At 58.5% G+C, this 22951-nt stretch carries 13 protein-coding genes and 1 tRNA gene; 4 read left to right on the top strand and 10 right to left on the bottom strand.

Going from position 1 to position 22951, the window contains the following annotated elements; all coding sequences use genetic code 11:
• From ABJK56_RS03625 to ABJK56_RS03645, 5 genes are all read right to left on the bottom strand, one after another.
• Positions 1–260: hypothetical protein (locus ABJK56_RS03625; protein WP_347243305.1), on the bottom strand; the 260-nt coding region annotated here is incomplete at its 3' end.
• 259 nt (positions 261–519) lie between these two features.
• Positions 520–592, bottom strand: a tRNA-Lys gene (locus tag ABJK56_RS03630).
• Positions 593–1139: 547 nt separating this feature from the next.
• The gene (locus ABJK56_RS03635; protein ID WP_347243306.1) at positions 1140–1703 is read right to left on the bottom strand and encodes a carboxypeptidase-like regulatory domain-containing protein; all 564 of its coding nucleotides are present in this window, start codon (positions 1701–1703) and stop codon (positions 1140–1142) included.
• A 328-nt stretch (positions 1704–2031) separates the two neighbouring features.
• On the bottom strand, positions 2032–2991 hold the full coding sequence (locus tag ABJK56_RS03640; protein ID WP_347243307.1) for a transglutaminase-like domain-containing protein: 960 nt from the start codon (positions 2989–2991) through the stop codon (positions 2032–2034).
• A 206-nt stretch (positions 2992–3197) separates the two neighbouring features.
• Positions 3198–5255, bottom strand: a complete 2058-nt coding sequence (locus ABJK56_RS03645; RefSeq protein ID WP_347243308.1) for a carboxy terminal-processing peptidase — start codon at positions 5253–5255, stop codon at positions 3198–3200.
• A 615-nt stretch (positions 5256–5870) separates the two neighbouring features.
• Here ABJK56_RS03645 and ABJK56_RS03650 point away from each other — a divergent pair.
• A complete protein-coding gene (locus ABJK56_RS03650) occupies positions 5871–7985 on the top strand; it encodes an alpha/beta hydrolase (RefSeq protein WP_347243341.1) in 2115 nt (704 codons plus the stop codon).
• On the opposite strand, the gene ABJK56_RS03655 is transcribed toward ABJK56_RS03650, so the two are convergent.
• From ABJK56_RS03655 to ABJK56_RS03665, 3 genes are all read right to left on the bottom strand, one after another.
• Entirely contained in the window at positions 7964–8620 is a 657-nt protein-coding gene (locus ABJK56_RS03655; protein ID WP_347243309.1) for an LUD domain-containing protein, read from the bottom strand. The genes ABJK56_RS03650 and ABJK56_RS03655 overlap by 22 nt on opposite strands.
• Positions 8621–8731: 111 nt before the next feature.
• Positions 8732–10210, bottom strand: a complete 1479-nt coding sequence (locus ABJK56_RS03660) for a lactate utilization protein B (RefSeq protein ID WP_347243310.1) — start codon at positions 10208–10210, stop codon at positions 8732–8734.
• Positions 10211–10290: 80 nt separating this feature from the next.
• Positions 10291–11067: a (Fe-S)-binding protein gene (locus ABJK56_RS03665; protein ID WP_347243311.1), complete on the bottom strand. Its 777-nt coding sequence runs from the start codon at positions 11065–11067 to the stop codon at positions 10291–10293.
• Positions 11068–11509: 442 nt separating this feature from the next.
• Between ABJK56_RS03665 and ABJK56_RS03670 the strand changes: the two genes are divergently transcribed.
• Positions 11510–12019, top strand: coding sequence for a nitroreductase family protein (locus ABJK56_RS03670; RefSeq protein ID WP_347243312.1), 510 nt, complete (start codon positions 11510–11512; stop codon positions 12017–12019).
• 68 nt (positions 12020–12087) lie between these two features.
• Here ABJK56_RS03670 and ABJK56_RS03675 read toward each other — a convergent pair whose 3' ends face one another.
• Positions 12088–13194 (bottom strand): HEAT repeat domain-containing protein, encoded by a 1107-nt coding sequence (locus ABJK56_RS03675; protein WP_347243313.1) that lies wholly within the window; start codon positions 13192–13194, stop codon positions 12088–12090.
• 222 nt (positions 13195–13416) lie between these two features.
• Between ABJK56_RS03675 and ABJK56_RS03680 the strand changes: the two genes are divergently transcribed.
• The gene (locus ABJK56_RS03680; RefSeq protein WP_347243314.1) at positions 13417–14172 is read left to right on the top strand and encodes a hypothetical protein; all 756 of its coding nucleotides are present in this window, start codon (positions 13417–13419) and stop codon (positions 14170–14172) included.
• Positions 14173–14313: 141 nt separating this feature from the next.
• Positions 14314–18297 carry a hypothetical protein gene (locus ABJK56_RS03685; RefSeq protein ID WP_347243315.1) on the top strand — a complete coding sequence of 1328 codons (3984 nt, stop codon included), beginning with the start codon at positions 14314–14316 and terminating at the stop codon, positions 18295–18297.
• A 101-nt stretch (positions 18298–18398) separates the two neighbouring features.
• Here ABJK56_RS03685 and ABJK56_RS03690 read toward each other — a convergent pair whose 3' ends face one another.
• Positions 18399–22517 carry a hypothetical protein gene (locus ABJK56_RS03690; RefSeq protein WP_347243316.1) on the bottom strand — a complete coding sequence of 1373 codons (4119 nt, stop codon included), beginning with the start codon at positions 22515–22517 and terminating at the stop codon, positions 18399–18401.
• Positions 22518–22951 lie beyond the last annotated feature (434 nt).

The raw sequence follows: 22951 nt of genomic DNA on the forward strand, positions 1-22951 counted from the left end.
CCCCCAACATTATGGACTGTCTTTGGTTCTAAGCCCGCCATGCCCAGAATTTGGTGATATTTGTGAACAGCCTCTTGATGTAATTCCAATTTATGGACAACTTGCATGGGATGGGGGTTCTCGGGTAACCCTGGGGGAAGAGCGTATTCCACTGGGATGCCGTCTTCACTCTCGTATTGGAACGGCAGCGCCTCCTGCTGGCCGCCTCCCTGCCCCGGCAACTGGAGGACTTCATCATCCGGTCCCGGCGGCCTCGGCACCGGCCATGGACGGCTCTAGAAGCCCGATCAGTGGGAGGGATTCTCTACCGTGCACCCGAACGGCCGAAAGCATAATAAACGGAGTTTGCACATCCCCCGGAGGGACGTGCTTGTCAGGTCCGTTGCAGGCTCTACAGGACTTTTCTGCCTCTAACTGAGATGCAAGTTTTTTATTCCAGAACCTTGTGGCGCAAGCAAAAACCCCGTGAAATCGATCACTTACGTGGGAAATCACGGGGTTTTGTGGCTTACTATGGATTGAGGCTGTCGGGACTCGAACCCGAGACCTACGGATTAAAAGTCCGTTGCTCTACCACCTGAGCTACAGCCCCGCGTCATTTTTGCAACACCATCGCGGCTCTGAAGCGTCGGGCATTTCACCCCAGGTGAAAGCCCTCACACAACCCGCTTTCGTCGGGTGTGATGGAAGAAAGACAATCACGCTCATCCCTGCCATTGGCGAAGGGACGGGTCAGCCGCGATCGTTCCAGGCAGCCAGCTTAGGTGTCGCTGGTTTACGTACTATAAGATGGCTGCTCTTTGTAATTTTAGCGAACTCGTTCTGATTAGCCAGGCCCCCAATGTTGGGCGTGAAGGCGGTCACCGTGACTTAGGAGGAGGCTCGCTGGTCTACGACAGAGCAAACAACCTCCGCCGACGACGGAGCGGTCGGGTAGCGAAGACCCTCAGTTCGATCTCAGACAGGCCCCATTGTTGTGGGGACTCCCCAAAAGTAGCTCAGGGTGTGTCCGGAGTCGGGGTCGCAGCAATGTGCGTCAATAAAGACCCGCTATCTCCGCGTGTAGGGAGCTGACTCCGGGGGCCGTCAAATGTTCAGCCGTCAGGCTTCGGGAATTCCCGTATTTTCCTGGGGATCCATCATGGGCTGATAGGAGTCACATCTTTGTCAGTGTTAGCGATAGCGATGGGGATGGCGATGGCCGCGGCCACCATTCCCCCAACCACGAGTTTGTCGTCGATCGTCAGCAGATCATCAATCCGCTGCTGGCCGCGCACCGTTTGATTTCCCACAACGACGAGAAGTTGGTCGCGTGCGGAAGGCGGGGCCGTTCTCCCATCCCAGAGTCGGACGGTCGCCAGGCTGTCCGGTTCGACACGAAGCTGATAGCTCCCCGGAGTGATGCCCACGATTTGGAACCGGCCCTGGCGGTCACTCTTTGCGTGAACTAGGGCTTTTGGGGAATCAGGCCGAAAGAGGGTCACAGATCTATTGGGAAGCGGGGTTCCCTGGGGGGAAACGAGCACCCCTTGGAGAGCGTTCTTCGTATCCAACCGGATGTCGGGGATACGAGGTCGGTTGCCAATGGGGTTCTGCGATTGGGGCTCGCCCGAGCAAGCTTGCGTGACTGCCAGGCAGAGCGTGATTCCCACCGCGAGAAGACCACGATTCAAAAAGGTGCGAAGCCAACTTCCCCACGCCATTGCCAATCCTCCGCAAGATTTTCGCGAATCAGAAAGAGTGAAGACGACAGGGGTGAAAGTCTCTCCGAAGCGGACTGATCTTCGAGCGTTTTCGAATTTCTGGTTCCACGCGGGGACGAGTCATCCCGTCGCCAAAACTCGGGGTGCGGAAAGTAGCCTCTCATCAGGGAAGTTGTCAAGGGATGTTTTTTCTTCACGACTTCGGGGCGAGTTGATGGTTCAGGCAGAAAAGTTGCCGGAAAGGGCGAGTAGTTAACTCACGGCGAGAAGCCTGCCTGCTTTTTGCCCGGGTGGAATGATTTGATAGACGGGCGAAACTCCGGGCCAATCAATTGGCGAGCTGTTTGCGGATGAACTGGACTTGGGGTTGACCACCGAGGCCGCCACCGGTAAGGCTTTCCGCGAGGTAGCGAACGCGTTCTCGGGCATTGACCGGGGAACGGAAGTTGTCGCCTTTTTGGAGGATTGGGCGGGGGTCTGGCATTTCACCGAAGGCTTCGCTTCCGGCGAGCTGGCAGGGGAACCAGTAGCCTCGACCTTCGTCATCGACGAGGTAGAACTCTCCGTAGCAGTGCCCAGGAACCCACACTGTGCGCGCCGGGACGCCTGCCGCCCGACAGAGGGCCACGAACAGGGAGGTCATGTCCTCACAGTCGCCGACGCCCTCCTTCAATGCATAGACGGCCCCTCTTAGCTGTGCCCCGCTCTGGTACTTGACGTGTTCGCGGACGAAATTGTAGATGGAGCGGACCTTTTCCCAGTCGTTGCTGCCCTGGGCAATGAGGGCCTTGGCCTGTTCCATGATTTTGGGGTCCCTTGATTCGATCTTGGGGCTGGGACCGAGGAATACGCGAACATCAGCGGGCAGCTTGTCAGTGATCCGAAAGATCGTTGTGTCGGGTGGAGGGAGCTGGACATGTCGGCGGACTTCCACCGTCACGAGGGCGTGGGCTTCGCTGCCGTTGGGCAGGCTGGGGATTTTGACTACCATTTGGTCGACGAGATTGTCCACGGTGCGGTACTGGACGGTGACCCCTGGAGAGAAATCTTCCTCGACGATTTCCACCTGTTGTTCCGGCCAGTCGCGGGGAAGGGGGGCTGTCCCAACCATATTCCGGCAAGCACCCGCCACCGCTTTGACCACGATCCCGGCCTGCCATTTGGAGACGACAGCCTCACCCAACCGCCAACCTTTGCCCTGGTCCTCCTTGAACTGCGCCCACAGTGGACGCGGCAAAATTGCGATGCTGAGCAAAACAAAGCAGCCGAAGCTTGCTATGCGATTCATTGGTCCGTTTGTCACGTGTCAAGCATGCTTTGCCGGATTCATCCTTTTCACCGCGCCATCACACATCGGCCTGTTAGGACGGGGCGGCCTCTCGTGCTCGCGGCGGTTATTCGATCGGCTTTGGGCCGATTCCTCAGCCCATTGTTTCTCGGACGCCAGCCTGGCCCGCGGTCAGCGGAGTGCCGAAGTCTTGGTTTCGGAGAGTTTCAGCGGGCCTGTGCCACCACCCGCTGTTGGAGGTAGTCGGTCATGATCTGGAACACTTCTTCCAGATAATAATCACGTTTGATGCCTTCCTCGCTTCCCTCGTCGAGGGCGCGGAGGCGTTTTTCCTCTTCCTTGTCGGCGTTGAGTTCCTTCACCTGGGCCATGAATTTCTCTTCCTGGAGCGGCACCGTTTTCTTTTCACGTTGAGCCAGGTAGCGTTCGATATCTTGCTTTACTTTTTGGAAGTCAGGAGAGTTGTTGACCCGCTCTTCGGACCGCTTTTTCAGGAAGTCCACCACGGCGCTGTTGACGTCCGAGTAGACCTGATATTTGGCCGGCTGGATGCGGTCAAATGGGAGGGCGTAATCGAGGTCGGACTCGGAAATTCCTTCCAGGTGGTTGGTGAGTGAGGGCAGCTCGATGTCGGCCAGCACACCCCGGTTTTGGGTGCTGTCCCCATCCGGTCGATAAAACTGCTGGATCGTCAGCTTGAGGGCGCCGAGCTTGGGGGCATTGGGCAGTCGGAAGAGTTCCTGCCCAAGATCAATGAGGCTCTGCACGGTGCCTTTTCCATGGGTGCTGTGGTCACCGACGATGAGCCCGCGACGGTAGTCTTGAATGGCTCCGGCGAGGATTTCGCTGGCGCTCGCACTGAATTTACTGATGAGCACGATGAGTGGGCCACGCCACGCGACACTGGTGTCCTCGTCGTCGTAGACCATCACCCGACCGCCCGAATCTTTCACCTGGACGACAGGGCCACTTTCGATAAACAGGCCGGTGAGGTTGATGGCCTCCTGGAGTGAGCCCCCGCCGTTGCGCCGCAGGTCCAGGATGACGCCATCCACTCCTTGCTGGGTGAAAGACTCCAGGATTCGCCGGACGTCCCGCGTGGTGCTGCGGAATTCAGGAATCCCCAGCCGAGCACCGCTCATGTCCATGTAGAAGCTGGGCAGATCGATCACGCCGATGCGATACGGCTTGCCATCCGGCTTTTGCCCCACTTCGAAGACCTGACCCTTGGCTTCGCTGTCTTTGAGTTCGATTTTCTCACGGGTAATGGTGATGATCCGTTTGGGACTGCCATCGGCAGGAAGCACTTCCAGTCGCACGACCGTGCCCCGTTTTCCGCGGATAAGCTGAACCACATCGGAGAGCTTCATGTCGACGACGTCCACGATTTCGCCGTCTTCACCTTGTCCTACACCGATGATTTTGTCATCCACTTTTAGACGGCCGTCTTTCGCTGCGGCCCCGCCGGGGATGATTCGCTTGACGACCACGTAGCCGTCTTCCGACTGGAGGGCTGCCCCGATACCTTCCAGCTCGAGTTTCATAGTGATGTCGAAGTTTTCCAGCGTCTCGGGGGACATGTAGCTGGTGTGGGGATCATAAGACTCGCAGATGGCGGAGAGATAAGTCTCGAGGAGTTCGTCCTCGTCGGTTTGGTGAATTCGTTTGGCGAAGCTCGTGTATCGGCGCTGGAGTTTTTCAATAGCTTCCGCTCCGCTGGTCTGTTTGTCCGCCTTGAGGATGAGCAGATCCAGCTTGATCCGTTTCTCCCAGCGGTCGCGAGCTTCCTCCGGCGTTTTGGGATAGGTGAGCAGGTCGGGATCCCGAATGATCTCTTCGTCCTTTGTGAAATCAAGGGGCTGTTTGAGGATGTCAAGAGCGGTGGCCACCCGCTCGTCCACCCGTTTCAGAAAAACAGAAAAGATTTCATACGCCGGGCTGATATCTCCACTCTTGAGCAACGCGGCCCACTGGTCCTGTTTCTCGGCGAAGCGATCCACGTCGGATTGATAGAAATAGAGTTTCATCGGGTCCAGAGATTTCAGGAACAATTTGAACGCCCGACGCGAAATCTCCTCGTCCAGGGGATGTTTGGTGAGGTGTCCCTGGGGAAGCCGAATGGCAATGGTGCGGGCGATGTACCGGTCTTGGGCTCGCGGCCCAGCGGGGTCTCCACACGCGGAAATGCTGCTGACAAGGACAAGCAGTCCTGTCCAGAGAAGGATGAGGGGTACCCTGGGGTAAGAGCGTTCAAACAGTTTCATCGCTGGAATCCACAAAGAGAGTGAAACTTCACCAATAGGCGAGGCGTCTACGTCCGCCCGCCCGTTCAATCATCAACAATACAACTTCGCTGACCTAATTTTAACCTGCGTGGCCTAATTGGGGGAGTGTGAAAAACAACGGAGGCGGTTGCATGCTTGCGTTGGAGTGCCTGTTTTCTGCTTTTTTGGTGGCGGGCTGCTGCCGTGGTTCAGCCGACCCTGCCGAAAACGCGGCGGGAAAGTTTGGCACGGCGGCCAAAAACCCACCGACGGTGGTCAAATCATAGCGTCGGAGGCGGGATTTCACAAGGTGAAAGTTCCTGCCGGAGGGACGTCCCTATCGGGTTTGCTTTGCAAGCTTGGACAATCCATTTCGCTGGCTGGGCTCCGACTGCTCGGTTCGATTGCCGGATAAATAAAACGGTAGGGGTCATTCATAAATGGCCCCTACCATCACATTGCCCCGTGGTATCGCGTAGGTATTTGCAAAACGGGGGACGGGGCATGGCGAATCGGCATTGACGGGCGGGAGCACCGGCAGTATATCGGGCGCGGTTTGGGTCGGTACCCCTGCCGAGAGGGAATCTCCCGTCGCCTATGGATGGCCCCGTGGTGATGCAACGGCGTGATCTGCGAGTGCTGCTGGCGGTGATGCTGGTCGCTGTGTGTGCGACCTCTGTCGGCTGCGCGCTGCGCCGATTTGAGCGACGGGGACTTCTTCCGCGACACGGCTTGATTGCTCGGCCGGGCTGGTTTCGGCCGCAGCCCATCTCTTTGGGAGAGCGAACTCGCCAGTTTCTCAGGCAGCACGATCTGGAGAATTCTCTTGGCGACCCTCCGCGGACATTGATGGAAAAAGTTCAGGCGGTGGTGGACCGCGAGCCTTCCCTGGAAGGATTGTACGCTTACGCGGAGGTCAGTTTCGCTCTGGCGCGTCGGCTGGAGCGGACCGAGCCTCGGCTGGCCCTCGATTTGTACGGGGGTACCGTGCTGCGGGCGTACCAGTACCTTTTTGATCCGCAGTTTGATTCCACGCGCAATCCGTACGATCCCCATTTTCGCGGCGCCTGTGATCTGTACAACGCTGCTCTGGAGTCCGCGCTGCGGATCGTCTGCAAGGGAGAACAGCTTCGGCCGGGAACCGAGTTCCGCGTCCGCACCGCCGATGCAGTGTGGAGGCTCAAATGCATCATCTGTGACGATCGCTGGCGGCCGGAGGATTTTGGCCATTTTGAGTTCGTATCGGATTATCGGATTATCGGCCTGCGGAATCATCACGTGAGCTACGGGCTGGGCGTGCCTCTCATCGCGGTGCGAAAAAGTTACCCCGGGGAGCCGCCTGCGGCTCGGTATTATCCACCGGACCTGAGCTTTCCGGTGACCGTCTTTCTGCGGCCGGAGTTTCCCAAGTTTGCCGCGTCCTCCAAATCATCCGGGGAGGAGCAACACTATGAGGCCCAGCTTGAGTTGTATGATCCGGTGGCCATTAGCGACGTCAACGTGGATGGGAAACAGGTCCCGTTGCAGGCCGACCTGACAACTCCTTTGGCGGCGTTTCTCTCCAATCCTGCGTTTGGACCCTCGCTGGCGACCGTGGGGCTGCTGCGACCGGAAACCCTTCTCACGCTGCAACCGGGACGGGACAAGCCTTTCACTGGGCTGTACATGGTCCAGCCCTATGAACCGCAGAAGATTCCGGTGGTTTTCATTCATGGCTGGTGGTCCAGTCCCATGACCTGGATGCAGATGTTCAACGATCTCCGCAGTGTCCCGGAAATCCGGCACAATTACCAGTTTTGGTTCTACCTGTATCCCACGGGACAGCCGTTCTGGATTTCAGCCGCCCAGTTCCGCCGTGAACTCCGCGAATTGCGGCAGACGATCGATCCCCAGCACGTGCAGCCGGCGCTCGACCAGATGATCCTCGTTGGTCACAGTATGGGTGGGCTGATCGCCGAAATGCAGGTGATGGAAAGTGGCGATGAATTCTGGCGGCTGGTCAGTGATCACCCATTTTCGGAAGTTCGCGCTGATCCGGAGACCCTGGCGCAACTGCGCGAGATATTCTTCTTCCATCCCAATCCCTCCGTGCGCCGCGTCGTGACGCTCGCCACTCCTCATTGGGGATCGCACTTTTCGAACGGGATGACGCAGCGCCTGGCGGCGCAGCTCATCCGGGCTCCCCGGCAGTTGCTGCAAACGCAGGAGCGGTTTTTCCGAGAGAATGCTGAACTGCTCATCCCGGACAATCTTCTTAAGATCACCGACAGCGTTGACGCCCTCTCTCCTGAATGTCCCATTTTCCCGGTGCTCAACAATGCGCCGCGGGCGTCATGGGTTCTCCATCACAATATCGTGGGAGTTTCTCTGGATGGGGGGTTGTGGGGACGGGTGACGGGCACCACAGACGGTGTTCTCTCCTGGGAAAGTGCCCATTCTGACCGCGCGAATTCTGAGCTGGCCGTCCCCGCCGAACACACGACGATTCACACCCATCCGCTTGCCATTCTGGAAGTGGAGCGAATTCTTCTGGAGCATCTGGAGGAAGTGCGTCAGGAAGAACGTCTCATGCAGACGCGTGAAGCACGAGAAGACCTGGTGCCGATGCCAGCCCCAATTCGCTTACCGCCGGTGGAGCCACCGGCTCCGCCTCCGGAACCACCGCGCCGGTTCCCGTTGTTGCGACTTTCTGAGGAAACGGCCCCCGGTTATTCTGCACCGATGAGATAGACAATCAGCCTCTTCGGACCGTGCACACCGAGGATGAGAATCTTTTCAATATCCGCAGTTCGGCTGGGGCCTGTGATGATCACGCATTCTCCGCGCATTTCCGGCTGCCGCGCCACACTCGTGATGCGCTCCCAGGCGGCCGGCAAATGCTCACACAATCGGTCGGCGGTGGCCACGATGACACACGCAGGGGGAAGGTAGCAGGCGAGTCGCTCACCGGGATTGCGGCAGACGACCACGGCCGACCCGGTGTCCGCGAGAAGACATTCTGCCTCCAGGATGCTGACCGGAGTAGGTTCCAGATCGCGTGGGACGGGACTGTCGGGAACTGGAATGGTTTGCAGTCCAGGTGCGCTGTTGGCGAGCTGCCATGCCAGCGGCCGATCCATCACCAGGGCCTGTCGCCAGCCTGCCTTTTCCGCGAGGTTCCAAAAATCTTCTTGCGCACTCAGCCAGTTGTGGTGGACCAGCGCTTCACCGTGAACGGCGCGCAATTCTTCGGAAAAACGGCGAGCGAGGTCCGCCGAACTGGGGTGTGTGCGGGGCCAGACCTCGGGAACGGGTGGCTGATTTTCTTCGGCGACTCTTCCGAGGTTTTTTCGGATACGATCCAGAATGACTTCACGTGCGCCCATGGTGCCTGTGTCCTTACAGCAAGTTTTTTATTTTTAGATCCGGCTTCTCAAGTCTTTTCGCGGCGTAAACCACGTTCTTTAAGCCATCGCCTGAGAAATCGCTCCATTGCATCACGAGCTGGTTGCGTTGCTTGAATGCCGTACTGGCGACGGAGTCATACTCGCTGCCTGAAGATAACGGGTTTTGTGATGCCGCCACCACGCGCGAAAACTGCGGGGCGGAACGGGGGGCAAGTCGCGGGCGCGGGTCCACGCACCCAGAGGCCCCGGCCGGAACGGCAGAAATCGTGCGACACGCACCCCCAGGCGAACGCATCCCATGACCAGCCGGTACAGGAAGGGGTGGGACATCGCCCAGGCCCAAGCCCGCCAGATCAGCCGTTCAAACGGTGAACGGACGGGAGATCGCGTGTTCACCGCCCGATGGCGGAGGTGAACCAGTTGATGGGGAATGTCGATTTTTACGGGGCAGACTTCCCCGCACGCGCCACACAGGGACGAAGCAAAGGGCAGTTTGCCGGCCTCCTCAAATCCAACGAGGTGCGGGGTGAGGATGGAACCGATCGGACCAGGATACACCCACCCATAGGCCCAACCGCCGACTCGACGGTACACCGGACAGGTATTCAGGCAGGCGCCGCATCGGATGCAAAAGAGGCTGCTGCGGGCAGCAGGATCCGCCAGCACGTTGGAACGACCGTTGTCGATGATGATGACATACATCTTCCGCCCAGGTGACGGTCCGAACAGCACGTGCGTGTAAGTCGTCAATTTCTGGCCGGTGCCACTCCGCGCAAGCAAATTGAGAAACAGCGGCAGATACTCGATGCTGGGGATGACCTTTTCAATCCCCATCAGGACGACATGCACCGGTGGGGCCGCCATCGACAGACCCGCGTTCCCCTCATTCTCGATGACACAGATGGCCCCGACATCGGCCAGAGCAAAATTGCATCCGGAAATCCCCATATCCGCGCGGAGGTATTCCTGCCGAAGGTGGCGCCGAGCAATATCGGTGAGTTTTTCGTGTTCGGTGGTGAACGGTTCGCCAAGCTTTTCGGCGAAGAGCCGGCCCACATCGGCGGCCGAAAGGTGAAGGGCAGGCGTGACGATGTGTGTGGGTCTCTGACCGGCTAGTTGCACAAGGAACTCGCCGAGGTCCGTTTCCAGGGCCTTGACGCCAACCGAGGCCAGCACGTGGTTGACTTCCATTTCCTCGCTGACCATGGACTTCGATTTGACCACGGTCTTCACGTTGTGTTCGCGAACAATTTGCAGGAGGTGACGGTTGGCTTCTTCAGCGTCGCGGGCCCAGAGGACCGTGACACCTCTGGCTGTGATATTGCGCTCAAATTCCTCCAAAAGTTCTGGAAGATGATGAATGGCGTAACGTTTGACCTGGTGCGCGGCCTCCCGCCAGGACTCCCAGTACGGAATGGCCAGCGCGACCTGCCGGTTGTGTTTGCTGGATCGTTCCGCCGATTCTCCGAGGGCTTTCGATCCTCGCGGCTCAGCGAGTCCTTTATTCTCCGCCTTCCAGAAGGCGGCCCCGCGAAGTGACACCCCATGGTGCTGATCGACGACCGTCATCTGTGCATGACTCCGGGATGGAGGAAACCTTTAAAAGCTACGAATTTCCCAAAGATCCCCCCAGTTATTGTAGCGCTGGATTACTCCCGGCTGTTTAAAATCTCGGCAATGTGGAGGACGCGGATATGCCGCATCTCTGGTTTGCGTCGCATGATGCCGCCGACATGCATAAGACAACTGATGTCTCCGGAAGTGACCACCTCTGCTCCGGAGCGCAAAATACTGGCGGCTTTTGTCTCGCCCATGGCGATGGAGGTGCCCGGCATTTTCACACTGAAAGTCCCTCCAAATCCACAGCATTCTTCAATGTTGGGAAGCTCACAGTAGGTGAGGTCTTTCACATTCTTGAGAAGGATGATGGGTTGCTCGAGGATTCCGAGTTCGCGCCGTCCGTGACAGCCGCTATGCAGCGTCACCTTGTAGGGGAATCGGGCTCCCAGGTCCGTCACCCCCAGGACATTGACCAGAAACTCTGTCAACTCGAACACCCGCTCGCCAACCTCTCGAGCCTGCGAATTCTCGGGATCTGCCTGTTGAAAAAACACCCGGCACATGGCCGTGCACGAGCCTGACGGACACACAATATACCGATACGGCGCAAACACCCGGCAAAAATGTCGGATGACGCGGCGGGCTTCTTCCCAGTAGCCGGAGTTAAACGCCGGTTGCCCGCAGCATGTCTGCTCTTCTGGATAGGCAAACGGGATACCCAGGCGATGGAGGATATCCACCACGGCTTGCGCAATCTGGGGATAGAACTGGTCAATGTAACAGGGGATGAACAGGCCGACTTTTTCCCCGGCTTCGTAACGGGGATAGTCCCATTGTGGCAAACCGTTGTCCCCGATGCGAATCATGAATATCTTGGGTCCTTCTTTTATGATGCTGAACGTGTTCGTCGGCAAAACCCGGGCAAACTTATCCCGGCAATGGGATTGCCGAAAATCGCAAGTCCGTTGACTGCCGAAGTGAAGGTAGAGTCATTGTAACAAGCAGAGCCAGTTTTCAACACCTTTACCGCTATATCAGCGCAGAGCCGCAGAGCAACTCGGTCGGACGACGCCACCGAGTCCCCGTATTCCGAGCTCGCGATTCAGTGGCCGCTCCCCATGTGCTAGACTATCTTTCTACGTTGGCACCCCCGCAAAGGATCAACGAGCAAGGCAGCCGAGTTTCTCATAGTGGAATGGTCCGGATTTGAAGGTGAGGACGGCGTGTCACAGAGGACGGCCGCGCCGGAGAGTCTGTGGCGGAATCGTGACCTGGGGGAATTGGTGAAAATGTTTGGGAGGTTGATGCATGGACGTTTTGACAGCCATCTTCACGCGGCGGAGCATCCGCTGTTTTGAGGAGCGACCCGTACCGGAGGACATTCAGGAAAAACTGCTGCGAGCGGCGATGGCTGCCCCAAGTGCCCGCAATGCTCAGCCCTGGCAATTCGTGGTGATCGACCACCGCGCCACATTGATGGAGATCGCCGCGCGTTTTCCCAATGCCGAGCCTGCTCGCACGGCTCCCTTGGGCATCCTCGTGTGCGGCGATCTGACCTTGGAGCTTTCCAAGGGGTATTGGGTTATTGACTGTGCAGCCGCCGCCCAAAATATTTTGCTGGCTGCCCATGGACTCGGTCTGGGGGCTGTGTGGACGGGAGTCTATCCCCGCGAAAACCGCGTGGAGGGAATGCGGGACATTTTCAACATTCCGGACCACGTCATTCCCCACAGCCTCATTCTGGTGGGCTATCCTGCGGAAAACCCGGCCCCCGTGGACCGTTTCGATCCTAACCGCATCCACCGCAATCGGTGGTGAAAGAACCCGGGGTAAAAACGGGGCGATCTGTCACATGGGCGCAGGTTCAGCAGCTTACCCGTTAACGTTCACCGCACGGCACGTTGGTTGATTTTGACTTCCACCTGGAAGGCCAGTTGTTTAACGTCCTCCGGAACCAAACTGTACTGTAACTGACTGAGGACGGGACGCAAATTGTCGACCGGGGCGGTAGGATCCATGTCCATGAGGCGATTGACAGAGCGGAGTCCCAGTACGAGAAGCTGCCGCGTTCGCATGCCATTGATTGATTCTAGATTGCCTGTGGTGGCAAGCTTCTCCGTTTCCTTGGAGTGGAACAGCTCTGCCAGAGTGGCGATCCCCGCCGCATCGCCCGCCATTGCCAGGCCGATGGCTGCGTTATAACGCACAGCAGGATTGGGATCGCCGAGGAGCATCTGGAGCTTGGCACACGCTTCAGGTCCGCCGTGCAATCCCAGGGCCAGCGCAGCCACCGACCGGACGGGATCTACGGGGTCGTCCACTGCGATGAGCAGGGCGGGAAGGACATCCGGAGAGGCGTGAAGAACCTCCGGCCCAAGACGTTCGCCCAACTCGTACAGCCCTTCCGCCGCTGCTTTTCGCACCGGTGAATCCATTTCCGGCGATCCACCGCCGCGCCACCGAACGGCTTTCGCAAGACAGGGTATAACCGTCGGAACATCCATACGGCGGATCAATCGGCAGAGATGGGCCCGCGCAGCGATCGACATATCCGAATAACCCGCCAATGGCTGCTGGAGTTCTTCTGTGAGGCAGTCGGCAAGAGCCTCAGCCAGGGCGGGATCGCGTCGCAGATCATCGTAGCGCTGGTCATAAATGAAGGGAGTCAGATATGCCACGGCCTGCCAGCGTGTTTGGCCGCCCGCCCGCAATTGGGCCACCGCGTTGGCCACTTCAACCCTTGGAGCGAGCATCGCCCGAAGCCGCACGAAACCCACCGCTGCTCCAATCACCACAACGAGAGGGAGAATCACCCGGGAAATCAGAAGCCATACCAGAGATGGTTGCTTGTGTGCCCGAATGGTTGCGGAAGAGGTGGCCTGACCAAGGTGCTCCCCTGTTTCTGTGGAGGAATAAGCCTCCTCAGTCTTTTGCACACGCAGCCCCGTTTCCATGCCCGCTCCCGTTGCGACCGGTGGATTGTCGCATACCATAGTAAATCCTCCGCCTCCGAAGCGGCTATGAGAATCGGCCGCCTAGGACAAGAAAATCACCGAGACCCAATCGCGCCACACCAGGCGATCGTTCTCGGTCGTCAGTTGACTGGACATATTTTATGCAGAAAACTTGCGGAGGTGTCAAGCGTTTTCAATATTCTTTTGTTTAGTGCGTTGCCCGGGTGACATGAGGTTTCGCCTTTCCTGCTTAAGAAGCCGATGCAGTACCTTGAGCTAACTTTGCCCACGCCTGAGGAGAACCTGGCACTCGACGAGGCGTTGCTTCGCGCGGCTGACGCTGACCGATTGGATGACGTGCTGCGGGTGTGGGAATCGTCCCGCCTGGCCGTAGTTGTGGGCCGGGCATCACGGCTGGAGGAAGAAGTGGACGTCGCGCAATGCCAATCTCTCGGGGTGCCCATTTTGCGACGATGCAGCGGAGGCTGTGCGGTGGTCATCGGGCGAGGGTGTCTTTTATATTCGCTGGTGCTTCATCTGGAGGATCGGCCGGGCTGGCGGCGAGTCGATGTGCTCCATGCCCAAGTTCTCACAAAGCTTGGCGAAGCGCTATCGATTAACGGCCTGAGTATCGTTCGGGCGGGAATCAGCGATTTGGCCATTGTCCACGACGTAACACAGGGTCCCGAGAATGATGCAGCACGATGGCGCAAAGTCTCGGGAAACAGTGTTCGTTACGGCCGGTGGTGCGTCCTCTATCACGGAACGATTCTCTATCAGTTCGATTTGACGTGGATCGGAAGACTCCTCCGGCAGCCACCGCGAGAGCCGGATTATCGCGCTGGTCGTCCCCACGAGATGTTCGTGGCTAATTTGCCCCTCGAGCGCGAAGAGATGATCATGCGCATTCGGCAGGCATGGTCGGCTGACTCGATTCTCCACTCCTGGCCGCACGCACAAATGCGAGAGCTTCTCGCCAGTCGCTATTCCCAGACAGCGTGGCATTGGGAAAGATAACTGATTCGCTCACAATTAAGCCGAGCAAAACAGTGCCGTCCCGAGAGTGATTGAGGCGTTCTTAGCACAATTCAGAGCGCGCTGGAGACCCAAATAAAGACTTCACACTAGTCCGCGAGTGGATCCGAAAGGGTGGACGCTATGAAAGCGACGGTTCGCGAAGAGTCTCATCGGATAAAGATTAAGAGAGCCACTGGCATCCGCCCGTTGTGGTTCTTTTTGGGACTGATCTTTGTTATCGCAGGTGAAGTGCTCAATGAGTCAGCGTGGGCAGAAGAGCCAGCGATTGCTTGGAGAATCGAGCGCGACGATTGGGAGCTCGCGGGAGCCGAAGTGATGGCCGAGCCCGATGGCCGGGTAACGCTGTTTTGCGATCGGCCGGATACAGTGGCTGTTGCCGGATGTTTTGTACCCCCGCGGGAGTTGGTAAGGATCCGGGCAAGCGTGCGATGCGAAGATGTGCGTCCACTCCGGCAAGCTGGGTATGCCTACGCAGCCGTGTACCAGTATGACGAATGGGGCCAGCTTCTCGGTTTTACGGACTTCGCTCAGGTCAGCGGGACGCAGGACTGGAAAATTTTCACATGGGAAGGGCAAACTGATCGGCGCGCTTTCCGGATGGAAATAAGGCTCGGACTGCATCAGGCACAAGGACGATGCTGGTTTCGTGACGTGGTTGTGGAACCTGCGGCCTTCTGGGGAACACCCCGCGGGGAGGCACTTCCCGGAGAGAGTGTAGCGGTGATTGTGGAACCGGCGACTCCGCGATTCACCTCTCACGTCGACGTTCGAGCGGTTGCAAACGCGTTGGAGCAGGCGGGTTATCGGACGGAGTTCATGACCTGGGAGGAGTTGGCGCCCGGCTGGTGCCCGGGAACTTACAAAGGTGTCTCACTGCTTGTCTTCCCTGATTCTCGATACTATTTGCCCGAAGCCCGTGCTACTTTGTTGCGGTTTTTAGCAGAGGGAGCGGACTTACTCACATTCGGTGGTTATGCCTTCGATATACCCGTGAGGCGCTCGAAATCGGGATGGGTGGCCCAAACACCGGGACAGCCGGCAAGCGTCACACCCCTTCTGGCGGATTCGTCTTTCGAGGAATCCCTCGAATCGCCAGACAAGTCCCCCTGGCGCAGGTCTTCGCCGGAAAATTGTCGATGGGTTGCGGGGGAAACGCATTCGGGTCAGGGAGCCGCGCAAATCAGTCTCACGAAACAGGGGAGTGCTGTTGTCTCGCAGATTGTCAACGATGTGACGCCGGGGCAAACGCTGCGTCTTTCTGGATGGATCAAGACCCAAAACGTGACTGGGTCGGGCTACGCTTTTCTGGCGGTGTATCCGTTCGCCGGGGAAAAGTGGATCGAGCCGCGCGATTATGCCAATCTGCGGGGAACTCAGGACTGGCGGAGGGTGGTGGCCTTGTTGACAGTACCGCCGAGTGCTGATCGCGTCGAAGTGCGTTTGGGACTCTATCAGGCGGCAGGGATCGCCTGGTTTGACGACGTGCAACTGGAAGCGGTGGAATATTCGCCGGTGGTCAATACCCATTTCGGCAGGACAGAAGACGGCCTGGAGGTGAGCCCCTGGCAATTGGGGCTGTTTGATGCCGACGCGCCTTTGCAGGATGTGGTGGAGCTGCGAGCTGGCGATTGGACGTGGAAAACGGAAAAGCCTTTGACAGGATATTCTGCTGTCGGGGTGCTGCGGAGGCAGGCGCGGTGGCAACCCATCGTGCACGCTTACGATCGCTGGGGCCGCCGTTGCGGAACGGCTGGGGCGCTCATGACCCATGTGGCGGGCCCGTTCCGTGGGTCCCAATGGGCTTTCTTCGGCGTGGAAGATGTTGATCTTCCGGCGATTCCGGAATTTCGCCAGGGCGTGCTTGTACCGCTTCTCAAGCGGATGCGAACGGGGGTTTACTTGAGTCAGCTTGCTGCAGAGTTGGCTTGTTTCCGACCAAACGAAAAGCCCCGGGTGCCCTTTATCGTGGAGAATTCTGGCAAGGAGACGTTCTCTGGCGGCTTCCGCATCGTGGTGCGGCAGGTCGGCCTTCCATTCTCTACGGAGGCGAACCGGGAGAAGGACGATGGAATCGTTTTGGATATTACCGGTGACATACCGCGCTTAGCGCCGGGCGAGAACTTCGAGGCCCATTTCCAGTCGGAACCTTTGAGTGAGGGCTTGTACCAGCTCGATGTGACGGTGCAAACGGCGGACGGTCATGTGCTGGATTATGGGCGGACCGGGTTTGTCATCTGGGATGGCCGTTCAGTACCAGGAAAGATCGACTTTGATTACAAGGAAAATTATTTCCGTCTGCGTGGTCGGCCGCGATTTCTCTGCGGGACCACGACCTGGTCTAACTGGTTTCTGTCGCCCAGTCAAAGCGACTGCCTGTTTTGGGCGGAAAACCTTCAGAGGATGCGTGACGCTGCCATCGATTTCGTCGCCAATCTGCAAACCTGGTGGCATGATCCGTACGAGTTGAGCGAATCCGAATGGCGGCAACTGGACGCCATGCTTTATTTGGCAAGCAAGGTGGGGATGATTTATCGAGCGGGGCTGTTTGTCGGCCAGGATGTAGCTGTGGACGAGGCTACCCTGGAGAGACAGGCCAGGTTCGCCAGGACCTTCGCGGAACGGTACAAACATCTGGATGGGCTTATCTACTATCTCAATGGGGACTATCAGTTACACCCCAAGAATGATCAGCAACGCTCGGTGGCCTGGCAATATTCCCAGACAGAGCGCTGGAACGCGCGTCTCGTGGCTGCCATTCGTGAAGTGGACCAGCGGCATCCGATCATCAGCGAGTATTACCAGAGGCCGGTCGGCGGGCTTGATCTCCGCAGGACGCTCGACGGGCTGGATGTGGCGGAAGTCGGGTATTTTGGCCCACCCCAAGTGGATCTGGAAGAATTTGCTCCGACCGTCAAATGGATTGATTCGCGGCTTAGGGGTAAATCTCTGGCAATCGGAGAATTCGGCGTGAAAACACATCCCGCCTGGGACCAAGATCGCGGTGCCCACGGGTACCATATTCGGCGATCGGTGGCGGAGCAAGAGCGGCTCTTTCTGTTACTTCCGCAATACGTGTTTGCTCTGGGTGGGTGCGCTGCCAGGAACTGGTGCTGGCGGGATGACGATGATCGCGTCTTTCCCTGGGGACTCCTGCGCAGTTGTGATGGTACGGAGCGATCGTCGCTGAGATTTTATCGGGCGTCGTCGGGTTTACTTTCTCGCCTTACCCCCAAATGGGAGAAGCCCGCTGTGCTTGTCATTTCTCCCGATAGCGTGCCGCCGGAACGTGCTGCCGCAGCTCGGGAGGTGGTTCTTCTCGCCAGTCGCGTTCTTTTCACTCTGGGGGTGGACTTTGCGATTGCGGGAGACAATGCGCTCGACGAGCAAACCCTGAATGGCGTGCGGTTGGTTATCATCCCCGGGGAAGTAAGTCCGACAAGTCAACAGATACTGAAAAAGCACTCCCGATCTTTGGCGATTCTCTGGGAAAGGGAACTGGAAACCGCGGGACGAGCAGGAACACAAGGAGACGAGCTTGTGAAGCAACTTCGCAACAGGTGGCGGCAGGTTATCGAGAGGGTACAGATTGCCCGGATCACGATCACGCCGGACATTCGTGCTATTCAGGCATTTCGCGTTCCTCTGGTCGATGGCGAGGCCTACGTTTTTGTTAATGCACAGGATCGGGACGTCGCGTTTACCGCCACGCTTCCCTATGGACACACGGTGAGCATGCGTTTGCCGGGCTGGCATCCAGGAATGGTGGCTGTGGATCAATCGGCGACACCGATCACCGTTGAAGGGGCGGGACGCATACTGTGGGACGATCGGATGCTCGTCGAAGCGGACGGCCACATTATTCTCATGCCGGTTACAGAGGGTGAGCGACTGCACGAGGCAAAAGAATGGTGGCTGATTCCCACTGGTGCGAGCGAAGTGCGGCTGCCAGGCGAACTTGCAGGGAAGTCTCAAGCTGAGGTTGGCCGATGGGTGGGCGGGAAGTGGCAGGGTTGGGCTGATGTGACACCGCAGACCAATCGCGACGGCGTGATCATCGCGATTCCTCCCGACTTAAAGGCAGAATGGATTCGTCTGAGGAAGTAAAAAACAGAATGGAGACGCCTGAGTGAGCGTCTCCATTTCTCAAATGCTTCAGGTCAAGAAGGTCGGGCGGTTCAGGTCGGGAAGGTATCGGAGGTCAGACTTCAGAAGAAACCACCACCGAAACCCCCGCCAAAGCCACCGAAGCCACCGCCGAAACCACCACCAAATAGACCGCCGAAACCGAGGCCACCGGTGCCACCTAGGCCTTGCCCGCTTTCCCCTGTCACGAAGTTGAAGATATTGACCTGGCTGATACCCTGGAACACCGGATAAGGATTCACACGCACATAACGGCGGTCGGCAGAGATTGTGGCAGCCGCGGTAAGCATGGTTCCCTCTGGGATAACCGTAATTTGCGGGGCATAACCAACAGCACCACCCCGCACGGGGATGAATGGCCAGACGGGGTTAACACCCGCCCCGCCGTCCGTTCGCGATTGGACGAACGAGGCCATCGAGCTGGGATCCACCTGTGGGGCATTTCCCCCGTCACCCAGTTGCTGCGCCAGAATGCGGTTGCGGAGATCAATCTGGTTCATGACGGCACTGGCGAGTTGCTGTTCAGCCAGCGGGACTTTGCGCCGGCCGTCGGCAAGCTCGAACTGGATGTAGGCCTCATCGCCCTTGAGCGGGATGGTCTTGGTGAGGGACTGGGCCTTGTCTGTCAGGAAGTGGAGGTACACCGTCACTTTGACCTTACCGCCGACAACGTTGCCCCACACACGGCGAACCACTGCGCGATACGTTCCACTGAATCCCCGCGGGCAGACGTAATACTCTTTGTAACCGTCGCTGGCTTCCCGGCCTGCCTGGCTGCTCACATCCCCCACCAGGACACCACCGGATGTGGTTCGGGGATTGCGGAGCGAGCAAAGCGTTCCCCCGGGTTCCTCGACAAGAAGGTCCAGGTCCGCCTCACCCACCCATGAGACCTCGATAATGCAATCCCGCGCGACGGCCTCGTTGAGGGCCTGTTCGTACTTCTGGGCTTCTTCAGGACTCTGAACTTTGAGCTCATCGAGAAGGGCCTTGGCCGTTCGCAAAGCATTCAGCCACACGTCCTGATGCTTTTGCGGGAAGACCTGGGAGAGGATTCCCACGGTGGACCACTTCAGGGCTTCGCGATCGTTGAGCTTTTGGGCCAACCGCAACGCCGCCACATAGGGTTCCGGCCATTCTGGCATCAGGTTCGCCACCTGACGGTACATGGCGAGCGCTCTCTGCTCAAGACCATGTCGCTCGAGCTGAATTCCCAGGACGAGGAAGTCCATGGGGTCAGAAGCAAAATCGGCAGCCGACATCAGGGCTCGCTCGATCTCCTCCCGTGAACCACCCTGCGCTTCCAGGGCTAAGGCCAAACCCTCATACATCCAGGGCTGCGGTTGGTTGTGCCGCAGGGCGGAGTGTATTAGGGCGGTCACGTGTTCAAACTTCTGACCGGCGACCAGACGGCGGACCGCCTCACGGACATCTTTAGCTGGGATTGTTCCCTGGGCAAAGACGGAGTCCCAGAGATCGGCCGGTGATTGACTTCGGGAAATCTGGCCGTTGAGGACATCGTCGGTCACTTTCAGGATGGGGGGCAAAGCGTTTTGACGGGGCTGGCCGTCGGGCGTTTTGCTCAGGTCATCCTGGACACTGAACGCCCGGAAACCGCCGTTACCCGCGGCATTCGGTACGTTGAAGAATCCTCCACCCAGACCACCGAACCCGCCGCCAAATCCGCCATAGCCTCCAAATCCTCCGCCGAACCCACCAAGACCCCCAAATCCTCCGCCGTATCCTCCTCCGTAGCCCCCAAATCCTCCGCCAAATCCACCCATACCGAGGCCGGCGCCGCCCCAGCCCCCGAGACCGGCACCACCGATGGAGTTCGGTGGAACGACGAGGTCGGCCACGGGATACACCTTGAGCACGAGATCGTTCCGGGCCTGTTCCGGAGTGGTGATGAGCAGCACCTCATCCTTAATGACGTAGGTGAGGTCCAGATCGCGTAACAGCAGGCGGAGGGCCGATCGCAGCGAGATTCCCCGAAGGCTCTTGGTGACGGGCGTATTGGTGTCCACGCCTACATTCGTGAGCGCTTTCTTATCCAGTTGAATTTCGATTTGGTGTCGATCGCGGAGATAGTTGATCACTTCGGAGAGAGGTGTATCCACGAAGTCCAGTTCGGTCGGTTTTTTCAACTCGGAGAGGATTTTCCGCTCCGCGGGACTCGAAGCTCCCAGGTCCATGCTCTGGTAGCGCTCCTTGCGGCGGGCGGTCAACTCCTGCCAGGTTTGGGCATCGGGATACACAACTGGCGGTTCATCGGGTGTGGGGACATGGGCCCGCTCTGTCTGATAAAGCGTGTCCAGAACGCCTTTTTGCCGCGCTTCGCGCAGGAGCATGGCTTTCTCGAAGTTTCCCACCTGGCTGGCCATGTGTCGGGCGAGAAGCGGCGTGGGCAGGTCCGGCGTCAGTTTTTCCGCTTCGCCAGCGGCTTCGACTTCCGCCAGCTCGTACCGACCCTCTTTCATGAGCGAGTTGAACCGGTCCATGAGCTGGGTGATCTTCTGTTCCTTGAGAAGCAATCCTTCGGCGATGAGACGGCGTTCGGTGGCCTGGGCTTCGAGCTGGGCTGCTCGGCGACGCTGCTCATTCAGTTCCACCACACGCACATCTGCCTGTCGAATTGCCGTCCGAATCTGATCGAGGAGTTGGTCCCGCACCTCGGGATCGAGGTCCGGAACACGGCTCACCTCGTCCAGTTTGAGCTTGAGCTGATCCCGGGCTGTCTCGGGGTTTGTGCCCATCATTTGCCGGGCCTGGTTGATCGCTGCTTGGACATCTTTGCTGATCGCCTCGGCCAAGATCTGGCGATCAATCGTCACCTGGGCGGCCAGCGCCCCAGGCATTTCCGCCGGCGCGGCCGGTGGGGCGGGCGGACCGACGAGGTTCAAGTCCGCCGCCGGGGCCTGTGGCGCTGCGCGTTGCGCCGGCGCCGCGCCAGGAGCCGCTTGGGCCGGGGCTGCGGGAGCTGCCACCTCCTGAGAAACCTGTCTCACCTGCGTCAGAATCTTCCTCGCTGCCTGGTTCTGAGGATCCTGAGCGAGCGCCGCTTCCGCCATCTTTTGAGCCGACGCCACGTCGTTCAGCTCCAACGCCTGACGCGCCAGTTCTGTCAGGTTGTAAACGCTGATTTCGGCATTTTCAGCCAACTGAAGAAGGGCGTCTTTACCAGGGACGGGCACCGCACTTCCACCGGTGTTTCGGGCGCTTTCAACGAGCTTCACAAGATAACCGTTCTGTGGATGAGCTGCTCCCTGCAGCACCCATTTGTGCTCGCCGCCCGGTAATTTTGCAGTGAGTTCGACCGGTCCTGCGGCCTTGAGCGCGCCTACGACGACTGTCTCACGATCAGACCGAAGCGGGGGCAACCGCTGGGGATAGACTTCTGCGACGTTGTCTGACCAACGCGCTTCTGCCGGGTAGACGACCGTTGCATGGACCGCGCTGGCCAACTGCTGGGCGGCCGCTGCTGCGTCAACTTCAGGAGAGTCGATGACCAGGCTGCCACCGGTGTGCGTAGCGTAAGAGGCCATTAATCCCACATCGCGCTGCGCGCCGATCAGATAGGCGTTCACCGGGATGCGGGCGTCGTACAGTTGGGTGGCCAGATTTGCAATTTCCTCCGAAGAGAGCAGGTGGGCACGGCTGAGACCATCGCCGAAATAGACGAGGGTGCGCCCCTCTGCCGGGGCCTTGTTTAGGGCGTCAATGGCGGCTTGCAACCCAGCCCCCAAATCACACGAGCCGAGCGGCGCTCGCTTCTGGAGCTTTTCCCAACCGGCCCGAAATTCGGGGCTTCCCGGGGCCACAAAGTCCGGGTGCATCGGTACCGCTTTAAGGTCCACCGCCACGATCTGCACGCGATCTTCTGGCGATAGCTCTCCCACAAACTTCTGAAGGGCAGCCAGGGACTTCTCCCTCACGGCTCCCGTCTGGGCCGCCGATGTGTTCACCAGCACGACGATGTGACGTCCGCCCGACTGCACCGACGGAACTGGCGGAAGAACAGCCGCAAAGTACTGGTTGCCGTCCGCCGCCTGGAAAAGCTCCAACTGGGCCTGAGGTGCGGCCGCTTCATCGGCCGTGGCCACCGACAAAAGCGACCCAATCACGCCCAATGCTACCATCAGGCCGACCGTCATTCTCACGATCAATCGCGTGCACACCATGGTTCCGTTTCTCCGACGCCCTACAAACAAACGGCTGAGGACCGATGTCGTGTCCCCCACCACTGTATCGGGTCACCCAATGCGACGAGCGTTCACTCCACACTCTGGAGGACTATGGCCATTTTAACTTGGGAATCGTGCATTTGCCAAGCAAAAACTTTCGACCGGGATGATGGGGTAAAATGGCGAAAACTAAAAATGTGGTCAGGATGAAGCGGGCAAACCCCGCTCGCCGCCATTTGCTCGCAATCTCCGACGGGCTTCGCATCCCATACAAATTCTAGTCTTTTCCTGGCAGCAAAGCCCGCGGTTTCACTTACCAAACGATTAGAGACATTTTTTTCCAGGAAAGTTCCCCCACTCGCTGCATCGCATAACTGCCATTCTTGATTCCACAACCGGACTTTTCCGGCTGGCAGCGCAAAGAAATGGCC

Source organism: Thermogutta sp., assembly GCF_039793925.1.
GTDB lineage: Bacteria > Planctomycetota > Planctomycetia > Pirellulales > Thermoguttaceae > Thermogutta.

What these genes read in the sequence shown, in the direction of transcription:
- ABJK56_RS03635 (WP_347243306.1), bottom strand. Translation starts at nt 1,703, where the DNA reads ATGGCGTGGGGAAGTTGGCTTCGCACCTTTTTGAATCGTGGTCTTCTC.
- ABJK56_RS03640 (WP_347243307.1), bottom strand. Translation starts at nt 2,991, where the DNA reads ATGAATCGCATAGCAAGCTTCGGCTGCTTTGTTTTGCTCAGCATCGCA.
- ABJK56_RS03645 (WP_347243308.1), bottom strand. Translation starts at nt 5,255, where the DNA reads ATGAAACTGTTTGAACGCTCTTACCCCAGGGTACCCCTCATCCTTCTC.
- ABJK56_RS03650 (WP_347243341.1), top strand. Translation starts at nt 5,871, where the DNA reads ATGCAACGGCGTGATCTGCGAGTGCTGCTGGCGGTGATGCTGGTCGCT.
- ABJK56_RS03655 (WP_347243309.1), bottom strand. Translation starts at nt 8,620, where the DNA reads ATGGGCGCACGTGAAGTCATTCTGGATCGTATCCGAAAAAACCTCGGA.
- ABJK56_RS03660 (WP_347243310.1), bottom strand. Translation starts at nt 10,210, where the DNA reads ATGACGGTCGTCGATCAGCACCATGGGGTGTCACTTCGCGGGGCCGCC.
- ABJK56_RS03665 (WP_347243311.1), bottom strand. Translation starts at nt 11,067, where the DNA reads ATGATTCGCATCGGGGACAACGGTTTGCCACAATGGGACTATCCCCGT.
- ABJK56_RS03670 (WP_347243312.1), top strand. Translation starts at nt 11,510, where the DNA reads ATGGACGTTTTGACAGCCATCTTCACGCGGCGGAGCATCCGCTGTTTT.
- ABJK56_RS03675 (WP_347243313.1), bottom strand. Translation starts at nt 13,194, where the DNA reads ATGGTATGCGACAATCCACCGGTCGCAACGGGAGCGGGCATGGAAACG.
- ABJK56_RS03680 (WP_347243314.1), top strand. Translation starts at nt 13,417, where the DNA reads ATGCAGTACCTTGAGCTAACTTTGCCCACGCCTGAGGAGAACCTGGCA.
- ABJK56_RS03685 (WP_347243315.1), top strand. Translation starts at nt 14,314, where the DNA reads ATGAAAGCGACGGTTCGCGAAGAGTCTCATCGGATAAAGATTAAGAGA.
- ABJK56_RS03690 (WP_347243316.1), bottom strand. Translation starts at nt 22,517, where the DNA reads ATGGTGTGCACGCGATTGATCGTGAGAATGACGGTCGGCCTGATGGTA.